This is a genomic window from Flagellimonas aquimarina, from assembly GCF_003149745.1.
GTDB lineage: Bacteria > Bacteroidota > Bacteroidia > Flavobacteriales > Flavobacteriaceae > Flagellimonas > Flagellimonas aquimarina.
In genome coordinates this window covers 887,264-909,614 of sequence record NZ_QGEG01000002.1, presented here as the reverse complement: position 1 = coordinate 909,614, position 22,351 = coordinate 887,264, and the positions used below count along the sequence as shown (strand labels likewise).

Below are 22,351 nucleotides of genomic sequence, written 5' to 3'. Positions count from 1 at the left end.
CACTTAAAGTATGAGGAAAAGATAGAATTAACTTAATTTTTGATACTTTAAGTCAAATTTTATGGTTTGCTTAAGAAATTGAAAATTAAAGACTTAAGTTATTTATAATTGTTGTTCTCACCTATATTGTTATAAACTTGCGTTTTATATCACTATCATGCCATTGCCTTAAGATTATGGCTTCTCAAAAATAAACAAGTCTTCAATCTTATCCTTTACAACCATTTTGTTAAGGCAAGGCCTTATTATTCAACTCCTTTTACAGAGTGTCATTATTTATTTTTTGTACCTTTTAAAACATAAATAATTGGGCATGAAAAACATAGATAGAAGGCATTGGCTTAAAACCGTTGGACTCTCCAGTGGTTTTGCTATTTTGGGGCCATTAGATACTATTGCACGGGATTTTGAAGCAAGACCCTTTAAGGTCAATGGGATGGTGAAACTGAATTCCAATGAAAATCCTTTTGGGCCTTCTAAAGAAGTTAGGGCGGCAATAACACAGAGTTTTGATGTGGCGTGCCGGTATCCTTTCAAAGCATTGTCGGAGCTGGTAGAAATGATTGCAGAAAAGGAAGGTGTTTCAAAAAATCATATTGTAGTAACTGGTGGTTCAACCGAAGGACTCCACGCTACCGGACTTACATACGGTCTTGGTGGCAGAGAACTTATTGCTGCCGATCCTACTTTTCAAGCTATGTTGCGCTATGCAGAAAACTTTGGAGCGCATGTACACCGTGTTCCTGTAAATGCAAATATGGAACATGATCTAGAGGCAATGTCCAAAAGGGTCAACAATAAAACCGGACTTATTTTTATCTGTAATCCCAATAATCCCACTGGAACACTTCTGAACAAATCAGAGTTATCGGATTTTTGCACATCAATGGACAACAAAGCCATGATATTTAGCGATGAGGCCTACTATGATTTTATTACAGAGCCTGAGTATCCTTCTATGGTAGAGTTGGTCAAAAAAGGGCGCAATATCATTGTTTCCAAGACTTTTTCAAAAGTGTATGGTATGGCCGGGCTTCGTATAGGCTACCTTGTGGCTAGGCCCGATATAGCAGATAGATTAAAATCCAGTGTTATGGCCAATACAAATATTCTAGCTATCGAGGCAGCCAAAATGGCCCTAAAAGATGATGATTTCTACAAATTTAGTCTAATCAAGAACACCGAAGCCAAAAACTATTTATATCGTAATTTCTCAGAAATGGGCTTAGAATACATCCCTTCTCACACCAATTTTGTTTTTTTTAAAACAGGTATGGACATCCGAGAGGTGAATGCTGCTATGAAAAAGGAAAATGTGTTAATTGGGAGACCATTTCCTCCAATGTACAACTGGGCCAGAATCAGTACCGGAACCATGCAAGAAATGGAGGTCTTTATACAAGCATTGAAGAAAGTTATGGCTTAAAACCTTAGCCCAACCGCCCTTCTCAATCCAGACTACTCCAAAGGCTTCAAAAAGTTTTGGCATGCATATTCCCCAATTTTGACACCAAGCTTATTCCCCTCTTCCGAATCATATCTAAAATGTATTCCCAAATAAAGTCTGGACATAGCACCTTCAAGACCTGCTTCTGAGAAACTTTTAAATGAACGCTGCGGTGGGTCCATTTTTACTTTATCAGACATTGGTCCTGAGCTTTCCACTTCGGGGACTGTCATAATAAATGAATAATCATCGTCAAAGCCCAATGTTTTAGCCAGTACTGTCATACCTGAACCACTTCCTGTACCATGTGCAGAAGGGTATGAAGGAAATGGATAGGTGTGGTTATGTAACGTATTCCAAGTTGTATCCGGTACGGTATCTGGATTACCATCATTGGCCGCCCAACGTATAGCTGTATAGGGTCTCCAATGGTTATAATAAAACTTATTGTCAAAAACACAGACATAAGCATCGTAAATCGTCATGTTTAACAAAGCAAATGACCTTGTTGCAGTCCAAAGGTCAATCTGTTCCTTCTGCACTAGGTCTCCCGCCAGTCTATTTAAGGATATTTCAATGAATTCTTTCCACCACATAGCAAAGTGCGTTTGATCTTGGGTTCTTGTTGAACTTAAGGTGGCGCCTACTTCTTTTACTTCATTAAAGGCTTGCGTATAGCTATCACTATTAATTTCAGGCGGTGGTGGAGATCGGAAATGATCGGAACTCTTCAATAAAAAGGGCTTTGCCTTGGACCATCCAGCACCAAAGATAAATCCCTCAGGAGTGCCACTATGCTCGTTGAATTCTGCATAAACGCCAGGTGCCATAGGATGCCACATGTATTCCGACTGTTCATTCCATGTATCGTTGTTGCGCATTTTCAAGATTGCAGTAGCTGAAGCCTTCCCGATACGTATTCCTTGGTTTTTTGAGCCTCCTTCCCTAACCATGCTCAACCAGTAGTCTAACATACCGTCCAACTCTTTTTTTTGGTCAGGAAATTCATTGACTGCCACTTCGTATGCTGCTTGAGCAACCGCTGCCATTGGATTGGCATCTGCCCCACCTTCTTTATAGGCGTAGTGAGAATATTTGGGCACTATCGCGTTGAGAGCATCATGCATTGCCACATGCATCATTGAGGTGGTGCGAACACCTTTCAATGTGAACAAACCGTCTTCAGCAATTGCAAAATCAATCACTTTCTTGTTCCAGACACTTACAATCTCTCCTGAATAGTTGGTTTTATTCTCTTTTTCTGTTAAGCAACTCTCTAAAAGGAGGATAATTATTAGAAAAAGGGTTTTTGATGGTCTATACATGTGTCCCATATCTATTTCTGTTAGATGTACATACAATAGTAAGGAATTGTTAGAAGTCAAAATATGCTCAGCGTATCAAATGATATTCTAAAAAACTCAACAAAAGTTTGGACCATCATTTAATCAACTGTTGTTTTTTGAATGTCAAAGGAGCACTATTGAAATGTTCCTTAAATATGCGTATAAAGTGGGAGGTATTTTCAAAACCAGATTCAACCGTTATTTCGTTGATATTTAGATCTGTGGTCTCCAACAAGTATTTTGCATAATTGAGGCGTTTCCTTTTCAGCCACTTACCCGGGGTTGTTTCGTACGTTTTGACAAAATCCCTATTAAAACTTGCCAGACTGCGGTTAGATAACTTCGCAAAATCCTTCAATTTTAAATTGAAAATAAAATTCTCTTCCATTACCAATTTCAAAGACTTCATCATGCCAGGAGCGGCAATTTCTTTAAAACATCTTGTAGCAAGGGGATTATTTCCACTTGTTGCTATGTTGACAATAAGTTCCTTGAATTTGACTTTGAGCAAACTTTTAGAGGGTGGAGATGACTGCGAAAAATAACTCATCAATGAATTGAAGTAATATAATAAGCTTTCATTCAACTCCAATGGAATTACAGAATCTGTTTGCTCCTCCAGTACTTCATCAATGTTTAAATCTGTTTCATTTTTGAGAACAGAACTTATGAATTCATCTGGCATAAAAACCAACAAAGCACAAAAATCCCCATTGAGTATTTTAAAAACACGATGCACCCCCTTTTTTAAAAAAGCTGCATCTCCAGCTTTCAACGTATACTCCTCAGTTGGCGTTTTCCATCTTCCACCACCAACAAAAACATAACAGAAATAATTCTTTTCCGTAGAATAGTCCACCGGAGATCCTTCTAAAGGGCAATCATAAGCGGTGAACAAAACATCATCCACCGACATCTGCCTGAACAAAGGATTCCCTTCTACAAATTTGTAAAAGTCAATTATCTCCATACCTGAAGCAAATTCTTAATAATATAGAACGGAATAAGTTGGGGGTACCTAATCATCACTAAGATAGTAAATCTTAACTATTTACAAATGAACCATATACCCTAATTATGAATCGTTGGAATTTTCCCGCCTATCCAGATGATTATACTGGATTCCACCAAGAATAATTGTTAGGTTAAAACTAGCCCAACCATCCTTCTCTATCTAGACTGCGGTATTGAATTGCCTCGGATATATGATTCGTTGAGATATCTTTGCCGGTATCTAAGTCAGCAATTGTTCTGGCTACTTTAAGAATTCTGTCATAAGCTCTGGCCGAAAGACTTAAGCGATCCATTGCGTTTTTAAGTAGTTCTTTTGAAGCATTGTCCAGAACACAAAACTCCCTAATTTGTTTGGTGTTCATTTGTGCATTGTAATGCACGTGTTCCAAATTAGAAAATCTTTTGGTTTGCATATCCCTAGCTGCAATGACTCTTTTCCGAATTTCAATACTACTTTCTCCTTTTCGTTCTTCTGACAACTTTTCAAACGGTACTGGAGTAACTTCAATGTGAATATCGATCCTATCCAATAATGGTCCTGAAATTTTACCCAAATACCTTTGCATTTCAATTGGGGAAGAAGTTACCGGAGCATCTGGATCATTAAAGTACCCTCCTGGGCTAGGGTTCATGCTAGCAACAAGCATAAAACTACTTGGATACGTTACCGTGAATTTTGCCCTTGATATGGTTACTTCTCTGTCTTCCATGGGCTGGCGCATTACCTCTAGCACCCTTCTTTCGAATTCTGGGAGTTCGTCCAAAAATAAAACTCCGTTATGTGACAATGATATCTCGCCTGGTTGAGGATAACTGCCCCCACCAACCAAAGCCGCACTGCTTATGGTATGGTGAGGGTTTCTAAAAGGACGTTGGCTCATCAATCCCATATTTTTTACTTTTCCTACAACACTGTGAATTTTTGTAGTTTCCAATGCCTCGTGTAAGGTCATTGGTGGCAAAATAGAGGGTAAACGTTTGGCCAGCATGGTCTTTCCTGCTCCCGGCGGTCCAATCAAAATAATATTATGCCCTCCTGCCGCGGCAATCTCCATACAACGCTTTATACTTTCCTGCCCTTTTACATCTGAAAAATCAAATTCAGGAAAGTTCACACAATTAAAAAACTCTTCTCTTGTATTTACCTTGGTCTGCTCTAAAAGTTTACCCCTATCAAAGTAGTCTATGACCTCTTTAATGTTTTCCACCCCATAAACTTCTAAATCTCCCACAATGCCTGCTTCTTTTGCATTTTCCTTTGGAAGTATAAACCCTTTAAAGCCATCTTCTTGTGCTTTTATGGCAATGGGCAAAGCTCCTCTTATTGGTTGTACCCCACCATCTAAGGACAATTCTCCCATGATTAGATACTTCCCAATATCTTTAGATTGTATTTGATTTGAAGCTGCGAGTATTCCCAAAGCTAAAGTAAGGTCATAAGAAGAACCTTCCTTTCGCAAATCGGCCGGGGCCATGTTAATGGTGATTTTCTTTCCAGGAATTTTATACCCATTGTTCTGAAGCGCCGCCGCAATTCGATAATTGCTCTCCTTTATGGCATTATCAGGGAGACCTACCAAATGGTAACCAATTCCTTTATTTACGTTTACCTCTACAACAATTGTGGTGGCCTGTACCCCAAAGACAGCACTGCCGTATACTTTTATAAGCATCCAAAAAAATTAAGTCCAAAATGTTTTGAGGTAAGAAACGATTATGGAGTGTTTTATTCTTTATCCAAAAATCAAGACCGTAAAAATATAATTATTTCACAAAATAGCATTGAAACCAAAAATTACTTAATATTTTTAATATCCCCAATGTAAGATTTATCCTACTTTATGAAAATTGTCATCATTGACCGAGATTTGGAGTCCTTAGTTGGTTTAACCCAAATTTTAGAAGAGTCCTTCCCTGTTATCCTTGTGTTAGACCATACGGACACCATTAAACATGCAATAAAAATTATAAATAAGCTAGATCCTGATATTCTTCTTATAAGCTTTTTTCTAAAAGATGGCGATGCTTTTGATGTTTTAAAAAGAGTACATTTTTTAGACTATAAAATATTCTTTACAAATGGGTTTAAAAAGCATGTAAACATGATTTCTGAAAAATCTCCAATCTCTTTAATATTAAAATCGTTTCGTGAAGAAAAAATGCATGATGTTATCAATTTGGTAGCAGGACAAAACACTAAACTCAAAAAGGAATTACCTCATATTTCATATAACCCCAACATCAAATTATTATTACCAAAAGGTGGAGAACACGTTGCTGTAAGAACGGGCGAAATAATAAAATGCGTGGCTGACGGAAATTTTACTTGTTTTCATTTAAAAGGGGAAAAACATTTTATTTCACAACCTATTAAATACTACGATACATTGTTATCCGATAAAGGTTTTTTTAGAATTAACAGGTCCGTTCTCATTAATATTAGCTACATAAAATTAATCAGTAAGAAGGAGACCATTGTATTAACAAACAATGAGAAAATGATGGTTTCTCGCAGAAATAAAGAGAAACTAAAAAAACTCATTGATTATTTATCCTAAGCCGTCTTACCGCTTATTCAATAAGTAGGTTTATTCTTACTTTTATTGCCGCCGCTTATCAATTTTATATAGCATTACCCCTTTATATAGCATACTTTAGAAAAAGCTAATACCCACCCTTCATTTTATTTAAATCTTTTATAACCTTATAAACACCTGTTTCCTATGGACTTAAGTTTGTATTCGCTCATAAAAAAGTTTCTCGACAAACAGAATTACCAGGTAAATCCCGGTGAATTAAAATTACAGCTATTAAGCCACCCTAATTATCCTAGTTTACACTCGGTCACCGGATTGTTGAATCATTTTGGTATAGAAAACCTTGCTCTTGAAGTTCCTAAAAATCACTCAACACTAATGGAACTACCCGAGATATTTTTGTCCATTACCTTAAATAAGGAGTATGTGTTGGTACAAAAGCGTAGTGACCATATTCATGTTTTGTTTGAGAACAATGACACTAAAAACTTTTCTTTAGATGAATTCTTTGCTATTTGGACTGGTGTTGTTGTAGGAATTGAAAAAAAAGCACTGGCAACAACTAATGCCATATCATCTTCTAAAATGTCCATTTTTTACTATTTATTGGCATTTTCTGTCATAGCTGTATTCTTTATTACCGAACCTACGGTTTTAAATTCTGCACACTTTATACTGTCGTTAACAGGCTTAACCATTAGTGCTTTTATAATAAAACATGAATTGGGTTATACATCCAAGACTATAGAAAAGCTATGCAGTTCCAACAAATCTACTAGTTGTGATGCGGTTTTAAATTCAGATGGAGCATCTTTATCCAAAAACATAAAACTAAGTGATGCTTGTTTGGTCTATTTCGCTTCACTTGTCCTATACTGGACCTTATCCCAACTCAACCACATACCGCAGGCTATAATAATTGCACCCACCTTACTGGCCATTCCGGTTACCCTCTACTCTATTTACTATCAATACATGGTAATAAAAAAATGGTGCCCCCTTTGTTTAGGAATCATTGGGGTTTTATGGTTACAATCTAGCTTGTTCATTAACCGTGACCTTGTTCAATACTTAAACTTTGAGATTCTGGATGGATTCACACTTTTAATTAGCTTTCTTTTTACTATCAGTGCTTGGGGTTTTGCAAGACCTTTTATCAATGAGAATTTAGAGTTGAACAAGCTCCGTATATCACATTATAAGTTCATTCGGAATTTTGATTTGTTTTACACTGCATTCAATAAAAGTAAAACTGTAGATACCAATATAGATCAAATTGGAAATACAGAAATAGTTTTGGGAAATGTAAATGCCCCATTAAGGTTGTTGATGGTAACCAATCCAGAATGCTTCTATTGCAAAGAGGCACATTCCAGTTTAGAAAAGATTTTAAGAAACCATCCTCACGACATTTCCGTAACCATACGATTTAATGTAAATGTTAAAAGTGGTCATCTTGCATTAAAAGTAGCGCATAGACTATTGGAGTTGTATAATTCTGCGGATAATGAATCATTCCATAATGCGTTTTCTGAGGTTTATTCCAAGGAAGTCAATTTAGAAAAGTGGATTCAAAAATGGGGAGAAGGCGAAGCGAGTATTCATAAAAACATATTAGAAAAGCAAAGCAATTGGTGCCGTGAAAATGGTGTCAATTTTACACCAGTTATATATATAAATAATAGACCATTCCCAGATGAATATGAATGGGAACATCTGCCTTACTTTATTGAAGACTTGGCGGAACAATTTGAAGTTCCTATAGACCACCATATGCCATCCTTGGCAATCAGCGATAAATAATAGCTACAAATCTGCCAATCAATGTTGGTGATTGGCAATACAATAATCTCTTCGCGAAAGATTGGACATAAGCCTTGAGTGTCCTTAAATGTTCAGGGAATATTAATTAAAATATGGTTAAAATGAAAAAGCTTAAAAATCTAAAAGGAGCTAAACGCCTTAGCAAAAAGGAGCAGAAGCATATTCTTGGTGGCTCATCAGTGAAATGTGCACAACTATTTATAACAGGTAACTGTTGTCATCCATGGTGGATTTCTATATGCAATCATGCGTACAGTCCTCCTTATTGTCAAAATGGAGTGTGTATAAATTGATTTACAATCTTTAACAAATCGGTAAATGCCTGAAATCATTGGATTTTAAGCGTTTACCGATAAACCAGTTAATGCTATTAAAAATATAGATAAATCTAGAAATATACCCAGTTGAAGAATTGATTTTATCAATTAACAACGATCTGCTTCTTGATGGACACAGGTTTCCCAGTTGACGTAAACCCTTCAAGAACCAACTCATATTCTCCTGCCACATCTGAAGTGTAAAACATAATTTCTTTTTCTCCACCGGAGATGTCCAAATTTGGAACCCAAAGCAATTGATGTCTAAAGTCAGGAATACGATCTTGATTTCCTTTCTCATCATACACTTGTGTAAAGTATTCTTTTTTTGATTGGGGTTTAAACAATTCTACATTCACAATATGCGGCGTATAAAAATCATCATAAAAACCACCTTCAATGGTTTTAAAGGAAATAATCCCCTGGAATAATTGTGACCCCAGAATCACCTTGTCTCTTGCAAAGCTTATGGTCTTGATTTTCTTGGCACTGTAGTCCATAAAATCTTGATGCCTTTTTATAAAAAGACCGTCAACAAAAACCATAGGCAAAAGACTGGCATCGGTATAACCAATTTCGGGCCTTACCTCAAAAACCTGATCACCATTATCAAGTTTTCTAATAGCCACCTGATCTACAACTTCAACAATGGTTTCTTGTATACTGTTGAATCTCGTATAATCATCCAAATCATAGACCGTTGCAAATTTTCTATAAAAAGGTTGCTCATGGTCTGCAGGGACTATTGAGTCTGCCTTAACCTCTTGGAAGGCATTTTCTATTTGATTTTGAATGCTTTTTTCAAGCATATAATCCTTCATTCCCTTGGTGAGAACAAAATCTGCAAACTCCATTCCTTTAGCATCTATTATTTCATCATCCATATTAACTTCATAAAGATCCCAATCACTGGACAAAACTTGAATGGCAGCAGATGCATTGTCATATTCCCTATTAAGTATAAACCTAAACCTGCCCTCACTATCTGTATTGGCAACCTTGAACAAATACATGTCACCAGGTAATGACAAGGACACTCTCAGGTCTTTTACTGGAAGCTTAGTTTCTTTATTTACAATTACTCCAGTAATGGTTTCGCCCCTTAACTCAGGAATTTTGGCATTGTTTCCTGCTTTAACGCCAGTAGAACCTTTTTTAAGGAACTTTTTATAAAACATTTCCGAGGGTATTTGGGCAGGAGCAGTGAAGGAATCTATTTTTCTAACAGAAATTGCATAACTACCATTATTGGCGGCATCATCTATTCCAGAAATGTTAAGTAGTACTCTTTCTCTTTTTCCAGCTGTAGGTTTGTCAATACTCAAACTGACAAAGGCACTATTCACTTCAGCTACGTTGGTGTTTAGAGGCACAAGAGTGCTTTTATTGGAAACAATGGGCAGTAAAGAATCCACAGGTTTTTCCAAATAAGATTCTGGTGTGGTTTGGTATGGATTTACGATATGAATGTCCGATTGGAAGTAATGTTCTTTCCCAAAGTTTTTCATCCATTCTGAATAGCCCAATAACCTATAACTCCCTGTAGGAACCGAAGTTGGTACAAAAAAATTGCCGTAGCCGGTACCGCCCGTAAGCCGCACTTTATGTTTAAAAACAGTGTTTCCATCTTTGTCGACTAGAGCAACATACCCCATTTTACTAATGCTGCTAAGTTTTCTATTGACATTGTCCAAACTATAAAACTTATACAACAGGTGTTCTCCAGAAAACAAGAAAGATTCATTGTAATGAAGGTATACACTTTCCTGTGGAATGTTGGTAATTTTGGCATTAGTGGCTGATTGAGCTTTAAGGCCCAAAGAAACTAGAGCTAATAAAATGATTGTAATCGTTAGTTTTTTCATAATTCTGTTTTATTCTATCCAAAAATCTGGCACTTCTGACGTGCCTAATATTGTACAATCCCCACAAACCTGAGGTACGGTAATGTATGGTCCTCCAGGAACAAATTGCCCCTCATTCTTATCAATATACTTAACCAAATCCCAACGAATCAAGTCTATTAGCCCATTATCTGGAGCGTTCTCAATACATGGATCTATATAATCTGGAAATCTTTCTGTTGGAAAGAAATCGCGATAACCAAAAAAAATCCGCTTTTCTGATATAGCTGTGACATCAAAGAAACCAAGTACTTTTTCATCGGGGTCATCCTTTGCCGCTATATTTCCCTCTAAAAAACCTGGTTGTGTTTCTGAAAACAGACTTTCAGATGTCGAGAATTCGTTTAAGGTTTCTAAAAACTTATAGGTTTCTAGAGAATGTACAAACTGTCTAACTAAAATACTGTAGCGATGCGTAGTGATGAAATTGTTCTGTTCAATAAACTTAAGCATAAAATCATCCACCATCCCTGCATCAAAACTATCTGTATCCGTTAGAATAATACGCTTTGAAAGATTTGTTGGATAGCAAACTTGCTCGTCCAAAGACCTTGGGATAATTATAATTGAAGTTGTTCCATCATTCTCATCTACAACTTCCAATTCCTTAGGGTCCCATCTTGGAGCTATTACTTTATAAGTCTCCTCATACTCATACCTGTAAAAGTTTGAATCTTCTGAAGGATTGGATGTGTCTACAAAAATACCTATTCCCTCTTCTCCAAAATCATTGGTTATACGATTGGCATATAACGTATCTATGGTTGAGACCTGTGGTAGTCTCATTGCTCCAGAAGAATATTCCCTGCCATTTCTTGAGGTAATCAATAATTGGTAGTTCCTTTCCGGTAGTGCTGCAAAAGAAACATTTGAGATATACTTTCCAAAATCAACCTCTTCAAAAAGAAATTCTTCCCCCGTGTCGTCCGTTACCACAATTCGGGCACCTGCCTCATTGGGTATGTCATCATCTTGGAGTCTATATGTTCTGGTCAATATAATTTCTTGTCTTTTCATTTGATTCGTTATGGTAGCGTCCACAACAAAGGCATCTTCAAAATCCACAAATTCAGTATCAAAAGGCTCAATGCAGCTGCAAAGAAGCCAACCCATAAAAAAGGGTGTTAAAAGACGATATTTAGTATTTATTCTTTTCACTCAATCCAAAAACCTGGTACTGCTGTCGATCCCAATACCTTGCAATCTCCACATATTCTTCTAACAATAAGGAAAGGTCCTTCCCCTTCCGCAGGTTGTTCATTTTCCGCTAAATATATACCTGCTCCACTTTCTAAAATAGGTCGTAACACACAACCTCCAGGATTGGCAATTACTGGAGCGCTTGGTCCACATGGTTCTATATACGGTGGTAGCGCTTCTCCAGGATAAAAATCATCGTAGTTGAAAAAAATACGTCTCTCAGAAACAGAGCTTACATCAAAAAAACCAAGCACGCGCTCATCCCTGTTATCGTTTGAAAATACATTTCCCTCTAAAAACCCTGGTTGGGTCTGAGAAAAAAGACTCTCAGAACCGGAAAGTTCGTTCAGCGTCTCAAAAAAGACAAAAGCCTCATTCGATTGAACCAGCTGCCTCACCAATACGCTGTACCTATGGGATATGATATAGTTGTCCCTACTGATAAAGCGGACCATAAAATTGGAAACCCTGTCCTCTTCCAAATCTTCTGTAGAAGCAAGTATAATAGCATTGGATCTATCTGTCCTATAACAGGTTTCATCATCTGTTGTATTGGGCACTCTAATTACTCCACAACCACCTTCTGGATCTCCGATTAATGATATTGGATTCCACTCTGGGGCTATTATCCTGTATGTCTCCTCATATTCATAACGATAGTTCTTGGCATTCCCCGATGGGTCAAAACTGTTCACCAAAATGGCCATTCCGTCTTCCCCGTCATCATTTGTGATACGCTCTGCAATCACCTCATCAATGGTCGTTTCCGATGTCATCTGGGTCGTTTCCGAACCGTAGCTCCTACCATCCTGCGTGATGATTGAAAGCTCATAATCCCTTCCCGGCTCCGCAGCAAAGGCCTGCGAAGAAACATATACCCCATTTCCCGCATCCTGAAAAGAAAATGTTGTGCCGGTACCATCACTCACGCTTACCGTGGCATTGGATTCCGCCGAAGGTCCTTCAGCATCAAATTCATAACTTCTAGACAAGAAAATTTGTTGTTGTTTCAACTCGTTAGTTATTGTCGCCTCTATCACCAATGCACTTTCAAAATCCACGAACTCGGCGTCAAATGCTTCAATACAGCCCATAAGCAAAACTGCCATTGATATGACAAAGAATTGACGATATAATATTATTATTTTCTTCATTCAACCCAAAAATTTGGCACTTCTGGCGACCCCAATACATTGCAATCCCCACATACTCTACTAACAACAAAGAAAGGCCCTTCGCCTTCCATGGGCTCACCATTATCACCCGCATATACTCCAGCTCCACTCTCTATGAGAGGTCTTAAAACGCAACCTGCCGGCGAAGCTATTGGAGGGGAACCACGTCTGCACGACTCTATATATGGCGGTAAATCTTCTCCCGGATAAAAATCATCATAGTTGAAAAAAATACGTCTCTCAGAAACAGAGCTTACATCAAAAAAACCAAGCACGCGCTCATCCCTGTTATCGTTTGAAAATACATTACCCTCTAAAAACCCCGGTTGGGTCTGAGAAAAAAGACTCTCAGAACCAGAAAGTTCGTTCAGTGTCTCAAAAAAAGTAAAGGCTTCATTGGACTGCACCAGTTGCCTTACCAATACACTGTACCTATGAGAAATGATATAATTGTCCCTACTTATAAAGCGGACCATAAAATTGGAAACCCTGTCCTCTTCTAAATCTTCTGTAGAAGTAAGTATAATTCTGTTAGAAAAGTCAGTCCTGTAACAGATTTCATCATCTGTTGTATTGGGGACCTTGAGCATTGCACAACCTCCTTCAGGATCTCCGATCAAAGATGTTGGGTTCCACTCCGGGGCTATTATTCTGTATGTCTCCTCATATTCATAACGATAGTTCTTGGCATTCCCCGATGGGTCAAAACTGTTCACCAAAATGGCCATTCCGTCTTCCCCATCATCGTTTGTGATACGCTCTGCAATCACCTCATCAATGGTCGTTTCCGATGTCATCTGGCTCGTTTCCGAACCATAGCTCCTACCGTCCTGCGTGGTGATCGAAAGCTCATAATCCCTTCCCGGCTCCGCAGCAAAGGCCTGCGAAGAAACATATACCCCATTTCCCGTATCCTCGAAAGAAAATGTTGTGCCGGTACCATCACTCACGCTTACCGTGGCATTGGATTCTGCCAACGGGCCCTCAGCATCAAATTCATAGCTCCTAGACAAGAAGATTCGCTGTTGTTTCAACTCGTTCGTTATTGTCGCTTCTATCACCAATGCGCTTTCAAAATCCACGAACTCGGCGTCAAATGCTTCAATACAGCCCATGAGCGAAAACGCCATTGAAATGACAAGGAATCTATTTTTAAAACTGAACAAAAAGTCTATCATTATTGTCATTAATATAATTACTCCTCTATCCAAAATTCTGGAACCTCTGCTTTACCAATTTCAGAACAATCACCGCAGACCCTGGGAACCACCAAATATGGCCCTTCCATCTCAGCTGGTGTATCATTAGTGCCCACAAGTCGGACTAAATCATTTTCAACTATGGTGCTTAATACACAAACCGGCGGGGCACCTCTTAACAGTTCTGGGGCATTAGGCACACACGGATTAACATATGGTGGAAGTTCCTCTCCTGGAAACAAATCTTCATAGTTGAAAAATATTCTACGTTCAACAACGGAGGCGACATCAAAATAACCAAGCACTGTTTCATTCGAGTTGGTATCCGATGAAATGTTTCCCTCTAAAAACCCTGGTTGGGTTTCAGAAAAAAAGCTTTCATTGCCTGAAAATTCATTTAATGTCTCATAAAACGTAAAGGCCTCATTTGATTGAATGAACTGTCTTACCAATATACTGTATCTATGTGAAATGATATAATTGTTACTGTTGATAAAGCGGACCATAAAATTGGAAACCCTGTCCTCTCCCAAACTCTTGGTACTGGTCTGAATTATAGAGTTAGAAAAATCTGTTGTGAAACATGTTTCTTCTGATTTTTCATCTACTACAACCTTAACTTCACATAACTGTGTAGCCTCTTCTGGCCTTACCTTTTCTAAATCATCTGGAGTCCAAAATGGAGCTATTATTTTAAAAGTCTCTTCATACTGATACCTATAGTTTATGGAGTTTCCTGTAGGATCAAAACTATCTACCAAAATAGCCACTCCATCCTCGCCTTCATCATTGGTTATACGTTCTGCCCGTAAATCATCTATTTGTGTAGGTTGGGTGAGTGTCATTTGATTTGAGCTGTATAACCTTCCATCTTGGGTCTCAATGCGCAACTGATAATCTGTATTTGGCTGTGCGGCAAATACTTGTGAAGAAATATACAAACCAGGAGTGCTTTCCTGAAAGGTAAAAACGTTGCCTCCTCCTTCTACCCTGACCATTGCATTGGATTCTGCGGAAGGACCATCCTCCTCAAACTCAAAAGTCCGGGTCAAAAAAACACGTTGTTGCTCCAATTTATCTGTAATTGTTGCTTCTACAACTATAGCACTTTCAAAATCCTCAAAAGTTGCTTCAAAATCTTCAATGCAAGAGGTAGTCAATATCATTGAACAAGCAGCAATTACTATAAACGGTATTTTTTTAATCATAATTATTCTATCCAAAATTCTGGTATTTCAGAAGACCCTAGTACTGTGCAATCCCCACAAACTCTGGGTACAACAGCATTTTTCACTTCTCCTGTAACGTTATCTTCAATAATTCCGAAGTATTTTACAACATTCGCCCTTACCTGCTCCAACAAACCTGCATTAATTCCCGAAGGGTTGCAAGGGTCAACATATTCTGGTAGTCTTTCATCTGGAAAAAAGTCTTCATAATCAAAAAATATTCGTTCCTCCGATACGCTGCTCACACTAAAAAAGCCCAATACTTTTTCTCTACTATCTTCCGATGAAATGTTTCCTTCCAAAAAGCCGGGTTGATTCTCTGAGAACAGACTTTCGTTTTCCGAAAACAGATTTAAACGCTCATAAAAAGTGTAAGCCGCATTGGACAGCACAAACTGCTTAAGTAAAATACTATATCTGTGTGATAAAATATAGTTGTTGCTACCAATAAACCTTACCATGTAATTAGACACTCTATCTTCGCTTAAATTTGAAGTGTTCGTAAGTATGATCGAGTTCGATGCAACAGTTCTATAACAGGTTTGTTCATCAAGGCTTCTTGGTAATAATTCCAATATTTCTATACCGTCTTGGTTTTGAATAACATAATCCAGTGGAGCCCAATCCGGAGCTATAATTTTATAGGTTTCTTCATATTGATAAAGGTAATTCAAAGAATTTCCGGTAGCATCAAAACTATCAACCAAAATGGCCACTCCATCTTCACCTAGATCATTGGTAATACGTTCTGCTTGTAAAGCATCTATTTGTGTGTTTTGGGTCAATGTCATTTGTTCCGAGCTGTATGATCTCCCATTTTGGGTCTCAATAAGCAATTGGTACTCAATGTTGGGTTCTGCGACAAAAGCCTGGGTTGATAAATATACCCCAGGAGTGCTTTCCTGGAAGGTAAAAACATTGCCTCCTCCTTCTACCCTGACCGTTGCATTGGATTCTGGGAAGGGCCCATCATCATCAAATTCAAAAGTCCGTGTCAAGAATATCCGTTGTTGCCCAAGTTTATCCGTAATTGTTGCCTCCACAATGACTATGCTTTCAAAATCTTCGAATTTGGCCTCAAAAGGTTCAATACAGGAACAAACGGACATCATGAAAAAAGAAGCCGTAGTAAGTTTTACTATTTTTCTTCTTTTCTTCATTCTATCCAAAAATCAGGTTGTACATTACTGCCCAAAACCGTGCAGTCCCCACATTCTCTTGGAACTACTAGGTAAGGTCCTTCTTCAAAAGGAGGGTCATCATTAATATTTAGGTAACTAACTTGATTTGCTTCTACCAAAGCACTAAGAATACATCTTGCTCCTCCTTGACTAATTAATTTGGGAGCAATTTCCAAGCAAGGATTCACGTACGGTGGTAAATCTTCTCCTTGGTAAAAGTCATCGTAGTTAAGGAAAATTCGTTTTTTGGAAACTGTACTGACATCAAAAAAGCCAAGCACTTTTTCATCAGGGTTTTCATCTGCAAAAACATTACCGATCAGAAAACCGGGCTGACTTTCAGAAAAAAGGCTTTCAGTACTTGTAAATTGATCTAAGGCCTCAAAATATGAAAATGCTTCATTCGACAATATGTATTGCGTTACCTCTACACTATACCTGTGGGAAATGATGTAGTTGTTTCCATTAACAAATCTCACCATAAAATTGCTTATTCTATTCTCATCAAAATTGGCAGTACTGGCCAAAATGATATCGTTGGAAACATTTCTGGAAAAACAAACTTGGTTTTGCTCCACTTTTGGAATTACATCCACGCCGCAATCGATTCCTGTACTCTTTAGGTCAAAGGCATTCCACTCAGGGGCTATTACTTTATAAGTTTCTGAAAACTCATACCTAAAGTTTTTGGAATTTCCGGTAGCATCAAAACTATCTACCAAAATGGCCACTCCATCCTCTCCAAAATCATTGGTTATGCGTTCTGCTCTTAAAGTATCTATTTGGGCAGTATTTGTCAATGCCATTTCATTGGAACTATATGTTCTGCCATTTTGGGTTGTTATCAATAATTGGTATGTTGTGCTTGGTTGGGCTGCAAATGCCTGATCAGATACATAGATTCCCGGTTCGGTTTCCAGTAAGGTATAGGTGTTGCCTCCTTCTATAATCCTTATTTGTGCATTCGTTTCTGCTCTTGGCCCTTCTTCTTCAAACTTATAGGTACGGCTTAAAAAAACCTGTTGCCGTTTCATCTCGTTAGTGATGGTGGCTTCCACTACAATTGTGCTTTCAAAATCTGCGAATTCAGTATCGAACTCTTCTATACATCCATTTATGGTGAAGGTCAACACTAGACCAATACATAAGGGTTTATATGTGGTGCCTGTTCTTTTCATTCCTCCCAAAATGCTGGAATTTCTGTTGAACCTAGTACAGTACAGTCCCCGCATATACGAGGAACGGTTATAAAAGGACCTCCTTCTGATTGTGGTCCCGTATAATCTGGATTGTCCGTCACATATCTCACTAAATCCATTTCTACAAGTACAGGAAGTATACACCTAGGTTCAGAACTATGCCCTGCCGCTATTTTTGGTGCAGCTCTTTGACATGGATCTGCGTATGGAGGAAGTTCTTCACCTGGAAAATAGTCTTCATAATCAAAATAAATCCTTTTTTCGGATACTTTGGACACATCAAAGTATCCCAATACCTTTCTGTTTAAATTATCATCGGAATGAAGATTTCCTTCTAAAAACCCTGGCTGCGTTTCGGAAAACAGACTTTCTGAACTTGAGAATTGTTTAAGTGCCTCATAAAAGGAATGCGCTGCATTACTTTGTACATATTGCTTTACCAAAATACTGTACCGATGGGATAGAATGTAGTTGTTCCTATCAACAAATCGGACAAGAAATCGTTTTACCCGGTTTTCATCAAAACTATCGGTGCTGGCCAAAATAATTCCGTTGGAGCTATCTGAAGTATAGCATATGCGTTCTTCCCGCTCTCTACCGGTTTTGATAACTCTAGGGCATACTGGTTGGGGAATATTCACCAATGCCACTGAATTCCAATCAGGCGCTATTACCTTGTAGGTTTCTATATATTCATATCTGAAGTTTTTTGAATCGTCCTGAGCATTGATATTATCCACATAAATTGCCATGCCCTCTTCACCAAAATCATTTGTAATGCGTTCAGCATATAAACTGTCTATTGCCGACCCTTGCGGCAAGGTCATTTGATCAGAACTAAAAGAACTTCCATCTTTCATGGCAATCTTTAACTCGTAGGAAGCACCGGAAAGAACATTGAATGGATTTACTGAGGTATAAACACCTGGTTCTGATTCTTCAAACATATATTGGTTGTTTGAATCCTCTAGAATCATAACCTGCGCATTGGTTTCAGCAAAAGCAGTTTCATCTTCAAATGAATATGTCCTATTCAAGTAGATTTTGTGATGCTTCATTTCATTGGTAACATTGGCCTCAACTACGAGTATGTCATTGAATTCCGCTGTTTTTGGAATAAACTCTTCAACACATCCAAAAGAAAGCAGAGCTACGCTGATAACTACTAAAAAGCAAGAATGTATTTTTAGTAGTTTCATACATTAAAACTTGAAATTATAGGTGATAGTTGGCACAGGTATTGAAAAAATTGAGCTTTGAAAAGCTTTTATGTCCCCATTTTCTGTAACAAAGAACACAGAGTATGGATTATTTCTTCCTAGCACATTATAGATGGAAAAACTCCAGAAACTATGTGCAAACTTCTTGATCTTATGATTTCCTTCCATGTTAAAGCTCAAATCCAATCGATAATAATCTGGGATTCTGAACTTGTTCCTATCGCTATAAAAAACAAATTCTGAATTATTGAAAGAAAAACTTCCTATTGGAAATGTAACCGGTCTTCCTGTCTGATACACAAAATTTGCAGATGCACTAAACCTTCTAGTGAACTTATAATTGGCCACAACGCTTATGTCATGGGGCTTATCAAAATTTGATGGAAAGAAATCACCATTGTTCACCCGCTCTTCATTAAACTCACTATCCAATTTTACAAAAGAACGAGAATACGTGTAGCCCAACCAGCCGTTTAATTTTCCTTCGTTTTTCTTTAAAAGAAATTCTACCCCATATGCTTTTCCGTCTCCTTGTAGCACCTCGGTTTCAATGGCTTCATTAAGCAATAACTGAGCGCCTACTTTATAATCTAACAGGTTTTTCTGCTGTTTGTAGTACCCTTCTACACTCAGTTCATATTTGTTTCCTTCAAAATTCTTGTATAGCCCAAGAGATGCTTGATATGCTTCTTGGGGTTCAATGTTCAAATCAGATAGCTTCCATGTGTCCGTTGGTGATACCGTAGTATTGTTGGATAATGTATGGATGTACTGATAAGCATTGTTAAGACTTGCCTTTATTGATAGGTCTGGCTTTATAAAATACCTTGCAGAAAGTCGTACCTCCGGGCCTCCGTAGGTCTCGATAACCTCGTTTTTATCAAATTCTTGGGTTTCAACCAATGTACCGCTATTTAACGGTGCATTATCTTGATAAATTCGCTGAGATGACGCTCCAAGTGCCGCATAAAATGAAAACCTAAGTCCCATATCTATGAGCAACTTTTTGTTTACCTCATAACTGTCAGATATAAAGACTGCAGACTCAAGACCCCGTTCTTCGGGTATGGTCAAGGAGGAAACGTCCGATTCTGTCCCCAACGGTACTATGTCTCCAGGATTTACAACATAAAGTTTACTAGAAATACCGTAATCAAACTTGTGTTTATCACTATGAAGGTATTTCATCTTTATCTTGACCTCAGTTTCATTGTTTTTATACCCTAAATCAAAATCGTCATTGGATTCACCATCAAACTCAATTCCAAACTTATATTCGCTGTTGGATAAGATTAGACTTCCCGTGGTCTTCTCACTAAATTTATGATCCCACTTTAAAGAAACCAATCTGTTGCTGTAATCAAAAATAGAATCCGAGGTGATACTGAAAGCATCGCGGCTAAAGTATCCTGTTGCCTTTATCTCATTGTTTTCATTTATGGTGTGATTATATTTTGCAACCACATCAAAAAACGAAGCTGTACTATTGTTTAACTGTTCGTCATCCAATGAGCGCAATATCCAATCCGAATATGTTGCCCTACCACCTACAAGCAGAGCCGATTTGTCTTTAACTATAGGTGTTTCAAGAACAATGTTGCTTGTTACAGGTCCAATGGAAGCTTCACCGGCAAATTTTTCTGTATTTCCATCTTTGGTGGTAATATCAAAAACCGAGGACAGTCTACCTCCATATTCTGCAGGTATATTTCCTTTATAAATCTCTGCTGACCCAGTGCTAAATGGATTGATTGCGGAAAAAATACCAAAAAAGTGCGAAGGGTTATAAATAACCCCATTATCCAATAGGATAAGGTTTTGATCCGTTCTTCCTCCTCTAACATTAAAACCGGCAGCACCTTCACCAGCAGTGGTAATTCCTGGCAGGGTAACAGCTGCTTTTAGAATATCTCTCTCTCCTAAGACCAAAGGAATATTCTTTATTTTTTCAACTTCGATTAGGGTCACCCCGGTCAATGCAGCTTCAACATTTCGGTCTCTGTTTGCCTGTACAACAACTTCATCCAAAACCTCGAAACTCTCGTTTAATTGAAAATTATAGACTCCGTCATTATATAAGATGACTTTGGTCCTTGAATCCTGTATACCAAGCCCTCGAGTTTCCAAAATGTTTTCACCAACAGGAAGGTCAACGCTATAATTCCCACCTGCATTGGTAGATGTTCCAATATCTTTGCCCTTTACAATTATTGCCAGGTCTGGTATGGGTTGGCCTTTCTCGTTTACTATCTTTCCTGATAAAGTAAATGTTCTTCTTCTGTTATTTCTGTTTTCCCTACCAATTTTCACTACTTCCAAACCTCTATTTGCCCCATCATTTGAGTTGACAAATAACGGCCCTAGGTCTTTTAGTTGCTCGTACCCAATTTCCTCATCAGCTAGTGCATCTTCCTGTTCACCAAAAAAATCATCCGGAAGGGAATCATAAATCTGATTGTTTTGCAGCAAAAATATCTTTTGGTCGTCTGAAATGTAAAAGTTCAAAACAGTGTTTTTGAACAAATCATCTAATATTAGACTTACCTGGGTATCCTGAAAATTCCCTGTAACTTTCACATTTTCCAACCATTCATCTAAATAGTAGAATTTATAGTCAGTTTTACTTTCAATTATTTCTAGAGCTCGTGAAACATCTACATTAGTAAACGAAACTGAAATTTTTGGTATTTCTTCTTGTGCAACAACGTATTGCATGCTTGCAAGAAGCACGATAATAGTAAAAAGTTTTTTCATTCTCCTGATTGGTTTTCGGTGCGGGATAATAATATTTCAATACGTTTCATTAGACTGACCTGAAAACCATCTGGATTTGATTTTCTTAGTGATCTTGCCACATTGTAGAATTTATCGATTTCCTTTTTCTGTGTTGGGAATAATGCTACTATGTCTTTTTTGGTATTGACAATGTTGTATGTGCCGTTATAGAGAAGGACATGCTCACTTTGGCCTTTCAAAAACTCGTAATAAAGAGATTTTCTATCCTTCCTTTCAAAATTTTTCTTGATGTGCTTTGTATATAGTGTAAATCGCGAATTACTAAACGCTACTTCATAAAAACCATAAATATTTAGAGAAGGTGCATCTTGTTGCAAAATCTTGATGAACTTGCTGCCGGCAATCTCAAAACTATCTAAATGGTCCTTAAAGAATTTAATTGTTCCCCCTCCTGCTTTGGTAATCAGCCTCATTAACACTTCATCTTCATAAACATTATACTTTAAATCTAAGTCATAATAGTGTTGACCATCGTAACGGACACTACCTTTAAGAAAGTCCCTTGTTTTAAAGAATTGGTTTTTTTCATTGATTGTTCTGTACTGCTCGGCGTATACAATCCCTTGATAAAGTCCTGTGTTCTCCACCCCGACCTTTTCATCAAAAAAATTGAAATACTCCACTTGAGCTGTTTCTTGGCCGTGGCCAAAGACAAAGAAGCTAAATACCAGAAAAGGCACTAAAGAATTCTTGGAAAAAAAAATCATAATTTACGTTAGGTTGTGTCCTATGTAAGACAGGTTTATCTGAAATAGCTAAATCT

At 37.8% G+C, this 22,351-nt stretch carries 16 protein-coding genes; 3 read left to right on the top strand and 13 right to left on the bottom strand.

Features of this window, described 5'->3' with window-relative positions; translation table 11 throughout:
- Positions 1–313: 313 nt before the first annotated feature.
- Positions 314–1,426, top strand: a complete 1,113-nt coding sequence (locus tag DKG77_RS10950; protein ID WP_109662939.1) for a pyridoxal phosphate-dependent aminotransferase — start codon at positions 314–316, stop codon at positions 1,424–1,426.
- 32 nt (positions 1,427–1,458) lie between these two features.
- Here the strand turns inward: DKG77_RS10950 and DKG77_RS10945 are convergent, their stop codons facing one another.
- From DKG77_RS10945 to DKG77_RS10935, 3 genes are all read right to left on the bottom strand, one after another.
- On the bottom strand, positions 1,459–2,781 hold the full coding sequence (locus DKG77_RS10945) for a vanadium-dependent haloperoxidase (RefSeq protein WP_109662937.1): 1,323 nt from the start codon (positions 2,779–2,781) through the stop codon (positions 1,459–1,461).
- Positions 2,782–2,887: 106 nt separating this feature from the next.
- The gene (locus DKG77_RS10940) at positions 2,888–3,763 is read right to left on the bottom strand and encodes a helix-turn-helix domain-containing protein (protein ID WP_109662935.1); all 876 of its coding nucleotides are present in this window, start codon (positions 3,761–3,763) and stop codon (positions 2,888–2,890) included.
- Between the two features lie 181 nt (positions 3,764–3,944).
- Positions 3,945–5,480, bottom strand: a complete 1,536-nt coding sequence (locus DKG77_RS10935) for a YifB family Mg chelatase-like AAA ATPase (RefSeq protein WP_109662933.1) — start codon at positions 5,478–5,480, stop codon at positions 3,945–3,947.
- A gap of 168 nt (positions 5,481–5,648) precedes the next feature.
- Here DKG77_RS10935 and DKG77_RS10930 point away from each other — a divergent pair, with 168 nt between their 5' ends.
- A complete protein-coding gene (locus DKG77_RS10930; protein WP_109662931.1) occupies positions 5,649–6,365 on the top strand; it encodes a LytR/AlgR family response regulator transcription factor in 717 nt (238 codons plus the stop codon).
- A gap of 165 nt (positions 6,366–6,530) precedes the next feature.
- Positions 6,531–8,147 carry a vitamin K epoxide reductase family protein gene (locus DKG77_RS10925; RefSeq protein ID WP_109662930.1) on the top strand — a complete coding sequence of 539 codons (1,617 nt, stop codon included), beginning with the start codon at positions 6,531–6,533 and terminating at the stop codon, positions 8,145–8,147.
- Between the two features lie 442 nt (positions 8,148–8,589).
- On the opposite strand, the gene DKG77_RS10920 is transcribed toward DKG77_RS10925, so the two are convergent.
- Genes DKG77_RS10920 through DKG77_RS10875 form a run of 10 tightly spaced genes read right to left on the bottom strand, consistent with a single transcriptional unit; the run spans position 8,590 to position 22,295 of the window.
- Positions 8,590–10,350: a hypothetical protein gene (locus DKG77_RS10920; protein ID WP_109662928.1), complete on the bottom strand. Its 1,761-nt coding sequence runs from the start codon at positions 10,348–10,350 to the stop codon at positions 8,590–8,592.
- A gap of 9 nt (positions 10,351–10,359) precedes the next feature.
- Positions 10,360–11,502, bottom strand: a complete 1,143-nt coding sequence (locus DKG77_RS10915) for a DUF4249 domain-containing protein (RefSeq protein ID WP_109662926.1) — start codon at positions 11,500–11,502, stop codon at positions 10,360–10,362.
- Between the two features lie 41 nt (positions 11,503–11,543).
- Positions 11,544–12,743 carry a DUF4249 domain-containing protein gene (locus DKG77_RS10910; protein WP_109662924.1) on the bottom strand — a complete coding sequence of 400 codons (1,200 nt, stop codon included), beginning with the start codon at positions 12,741–12,743 and terminating at the stop codon, positions 11,544–11,546.
- A complete protein-coding gene (locus DKG77_RS10905; RefSeq protein WP_109662922.1) occupies positions 12,740–13,951 on the bottom strand; it encodes a DUF4249 domain-containing protein in 1,212 nt (403 codons plus the stop codon). The genes DKG77_RS10910 and DKG77_RS10905 overlap by 4 nt, the downstream gene beginning before the upstream one ends.
- Positions 13,952–13,959: 8 nt before the next feature.
- A complete protein-coding gene (locus DKG77_RS10900) occupies positions 13,960–15,171 on the bottom strand; it encodes a DUF4249 domain-containing protein (RefSeq protein WP_109662921.1) in 1,212 nt (403 codons plus the stop codon).
- A 2-nt stretch (positions 15,172–15,173) separates the two neighbouring features.
- On the bottom strand, positions 15,174–16,352 hold the full coding sequence (locus tag DKG77_RS10895) for a DUF4249 domain-containing protein (RefSeq protein WP_109662919.1): 1,179 nt from the start codon (positions 16,350–16,352) through the stop codon (positions 15,174–15,176).
- Positions 16,349–17,605 (bottom strand): DUF4249 domain-containing protein, encoded by a 1,257-nt coding sequence (locus DKG77_RS10890; RefSeq protein WP_109662917.1) that lies wholly within the window; start codon positions 17,603–17,605, stop codon positions 16,349–16,351. The genes DKG77_RS10895 and DKG77_RS10890 overlap by 4 nt, the downstream gene beginning before the upstream one ends.
- Positions 17,548–18,771, bottom strand: a complete 1,224-nt coding sequence (locus DKG77_RS10885; RefSeq protein ID WP_109662915.1) for a DUF4249 domain-containing protein — start codon at positions 18,769–18,771, stop codon at positions 17,548–17,550. Before DKG77_RS10885 ends, DKG77_RS10890 begins: the two co-directional genes overlap by 58 nt.
- Positions 18,772–18,774: 3 nt before the next feature.
- Positions 18,775–21,546 (bottom strand): TonB-dependent receptor, encoded by a 2,772-nt coding sequence (locus tag DKG77_RS10880; RefSeq protein WP_109662913.1) that lies wholly within the window; start codon positions 21,544–21,546, stop codon positions 18,775–18,777.
- The gene (locus tag DKG77_RS10875; RefSeq protein WP_109662911.1) at positions 21,543–22,295 is read right to left on the bottom strand and encodes a hypothetical protein; all 753 of its coding nucleotides are present in this window, start codon (positions 22,293–22,295) and stop codon (positions 21,543–21,545) included. The genes DKG77_RS10880 and DKG77_RS10875 overlap by 4 nt, the downstream gene beginning before the upstream one ends.
- Positions 22,296–22,351 lie beyond the last annotated feature (56 nt).

Excerpts from the sequence above, each read along its gene's own strand:
- DKG77_RS10950 (WP_109662939.1), top strand. The coding sequence starts at position 314 with ATGAAAAACATAGATAGAAGGCATTGGCTTAAAACCGTTGGACTCTCC.
- DKG77_RS10915 (WP_109662926.1), bottom strand. The coding sequence starts at position 11,502 with ATGGGTTGGCTTCTTTGCAGCTGCATTGAGCCTTTTGATACTGAATTT.
- DKG77_RS10920 (WP_109662928.1), bottom strand. The coding sequence starts at position 10,350 with ATGAAAAAACTAACGATTACAATCATTTTATTAGCTCTAGTTTCTTTG.
- DKG77_RS10905 (WP_109662922.1), bottom strand. The coding sequence starts at position 13,951 with ATGACAATAATGATAGACTTTTTGTTCAGTTTTAAAAATAGATTCCTT.
- DKG77_RS10890 (WP_109662917.1), bottom strand. The coding sequence starts at position 17,605 with ATGCGGGGACTGTACTGTACTAGGTTCAACAGAAATTCCAGCATTTTG.
- DKG77_RS10945 (WP_109662937.1), bottom strand. The coding sequence starts at position 2,781 with ATGGGACACATGTATAGACCATCAAAAACCCTTTTTCTAATAATTATC.
- DKG77_RS10925 (WP_109662930.1), top strand. The coding sequence starts at position 6,531 with ATGGACTTAAGTTTGTATTCGCTCATAAAAAAGTTTCTCGACAAACAG.
- DKG77_RS10875 (WP_109662911.1), bottom strand. The coding sequence starts at position 22,295 with ATGATTTTTTTTTCCAAGAATTCTTTAGTGCCTTTTCTGGTATTTAGC.
- DKG77_RS10895 (WP_109662919.1), bottom strand. The coding sequence starts at position 16,352 with ATGAAGAAAAGAAGAAAAATAGTAAAACTTACTACGGCTTCTTTTTTC.
- DKG77_RS10930 (WP_109662931.1), top strand. The coding sequence starts at position 5,649 with ATGAAAATTGTCATCATTGACCGAGATTTGGAGTCCTTAGTTGGTTTA.
- DKG77_RS10885 (WP_109662915.1), bottom strand. The coding sequence starts at position 18,771 with ATGAAACTACTAAAAATACATTCTTGCTTTTTAGTAGTTATCAGCGTA.
- DKG77_RS10910 (WP_109662924.1), bottom strand. The coding sequence starts at position 12,743 with ATGAAGAAAATAATAATATTATATCGTCAATTCTTTGTCATATCAATG.
- DKG77_RS10880 (WP_109662913.1), bottom strand. The coding sequence starts at position 21,546 with ATGAAAAAACTTTTTACTATTATCGTGCTTCTTGCAAGCATGCAATAC.
- DKG77_RS10900 (WP_109662921.1), bottom strand. The coding sequence starts at position 15,171 with ATGATTAAAAAAATACCGTTTATAGTAATTGCTGCTTGTTCAATGATA.
- DKG77_RS10940 (WP_109662935.1), bottom strand. The coding sequence starts at position 3,763 with ATGGAGATAATTGACTTTTACAAATTTGTAGAAGGGAATCCTTTGTTC.
- DKG77_RS10935 (WP_109662933.1), bottom strand. The coding sequence starts at position 5,480 with ATGCTTATAAAAGTATACGGCAGTGCTGTCTTTGGGGTACAGGCCACC.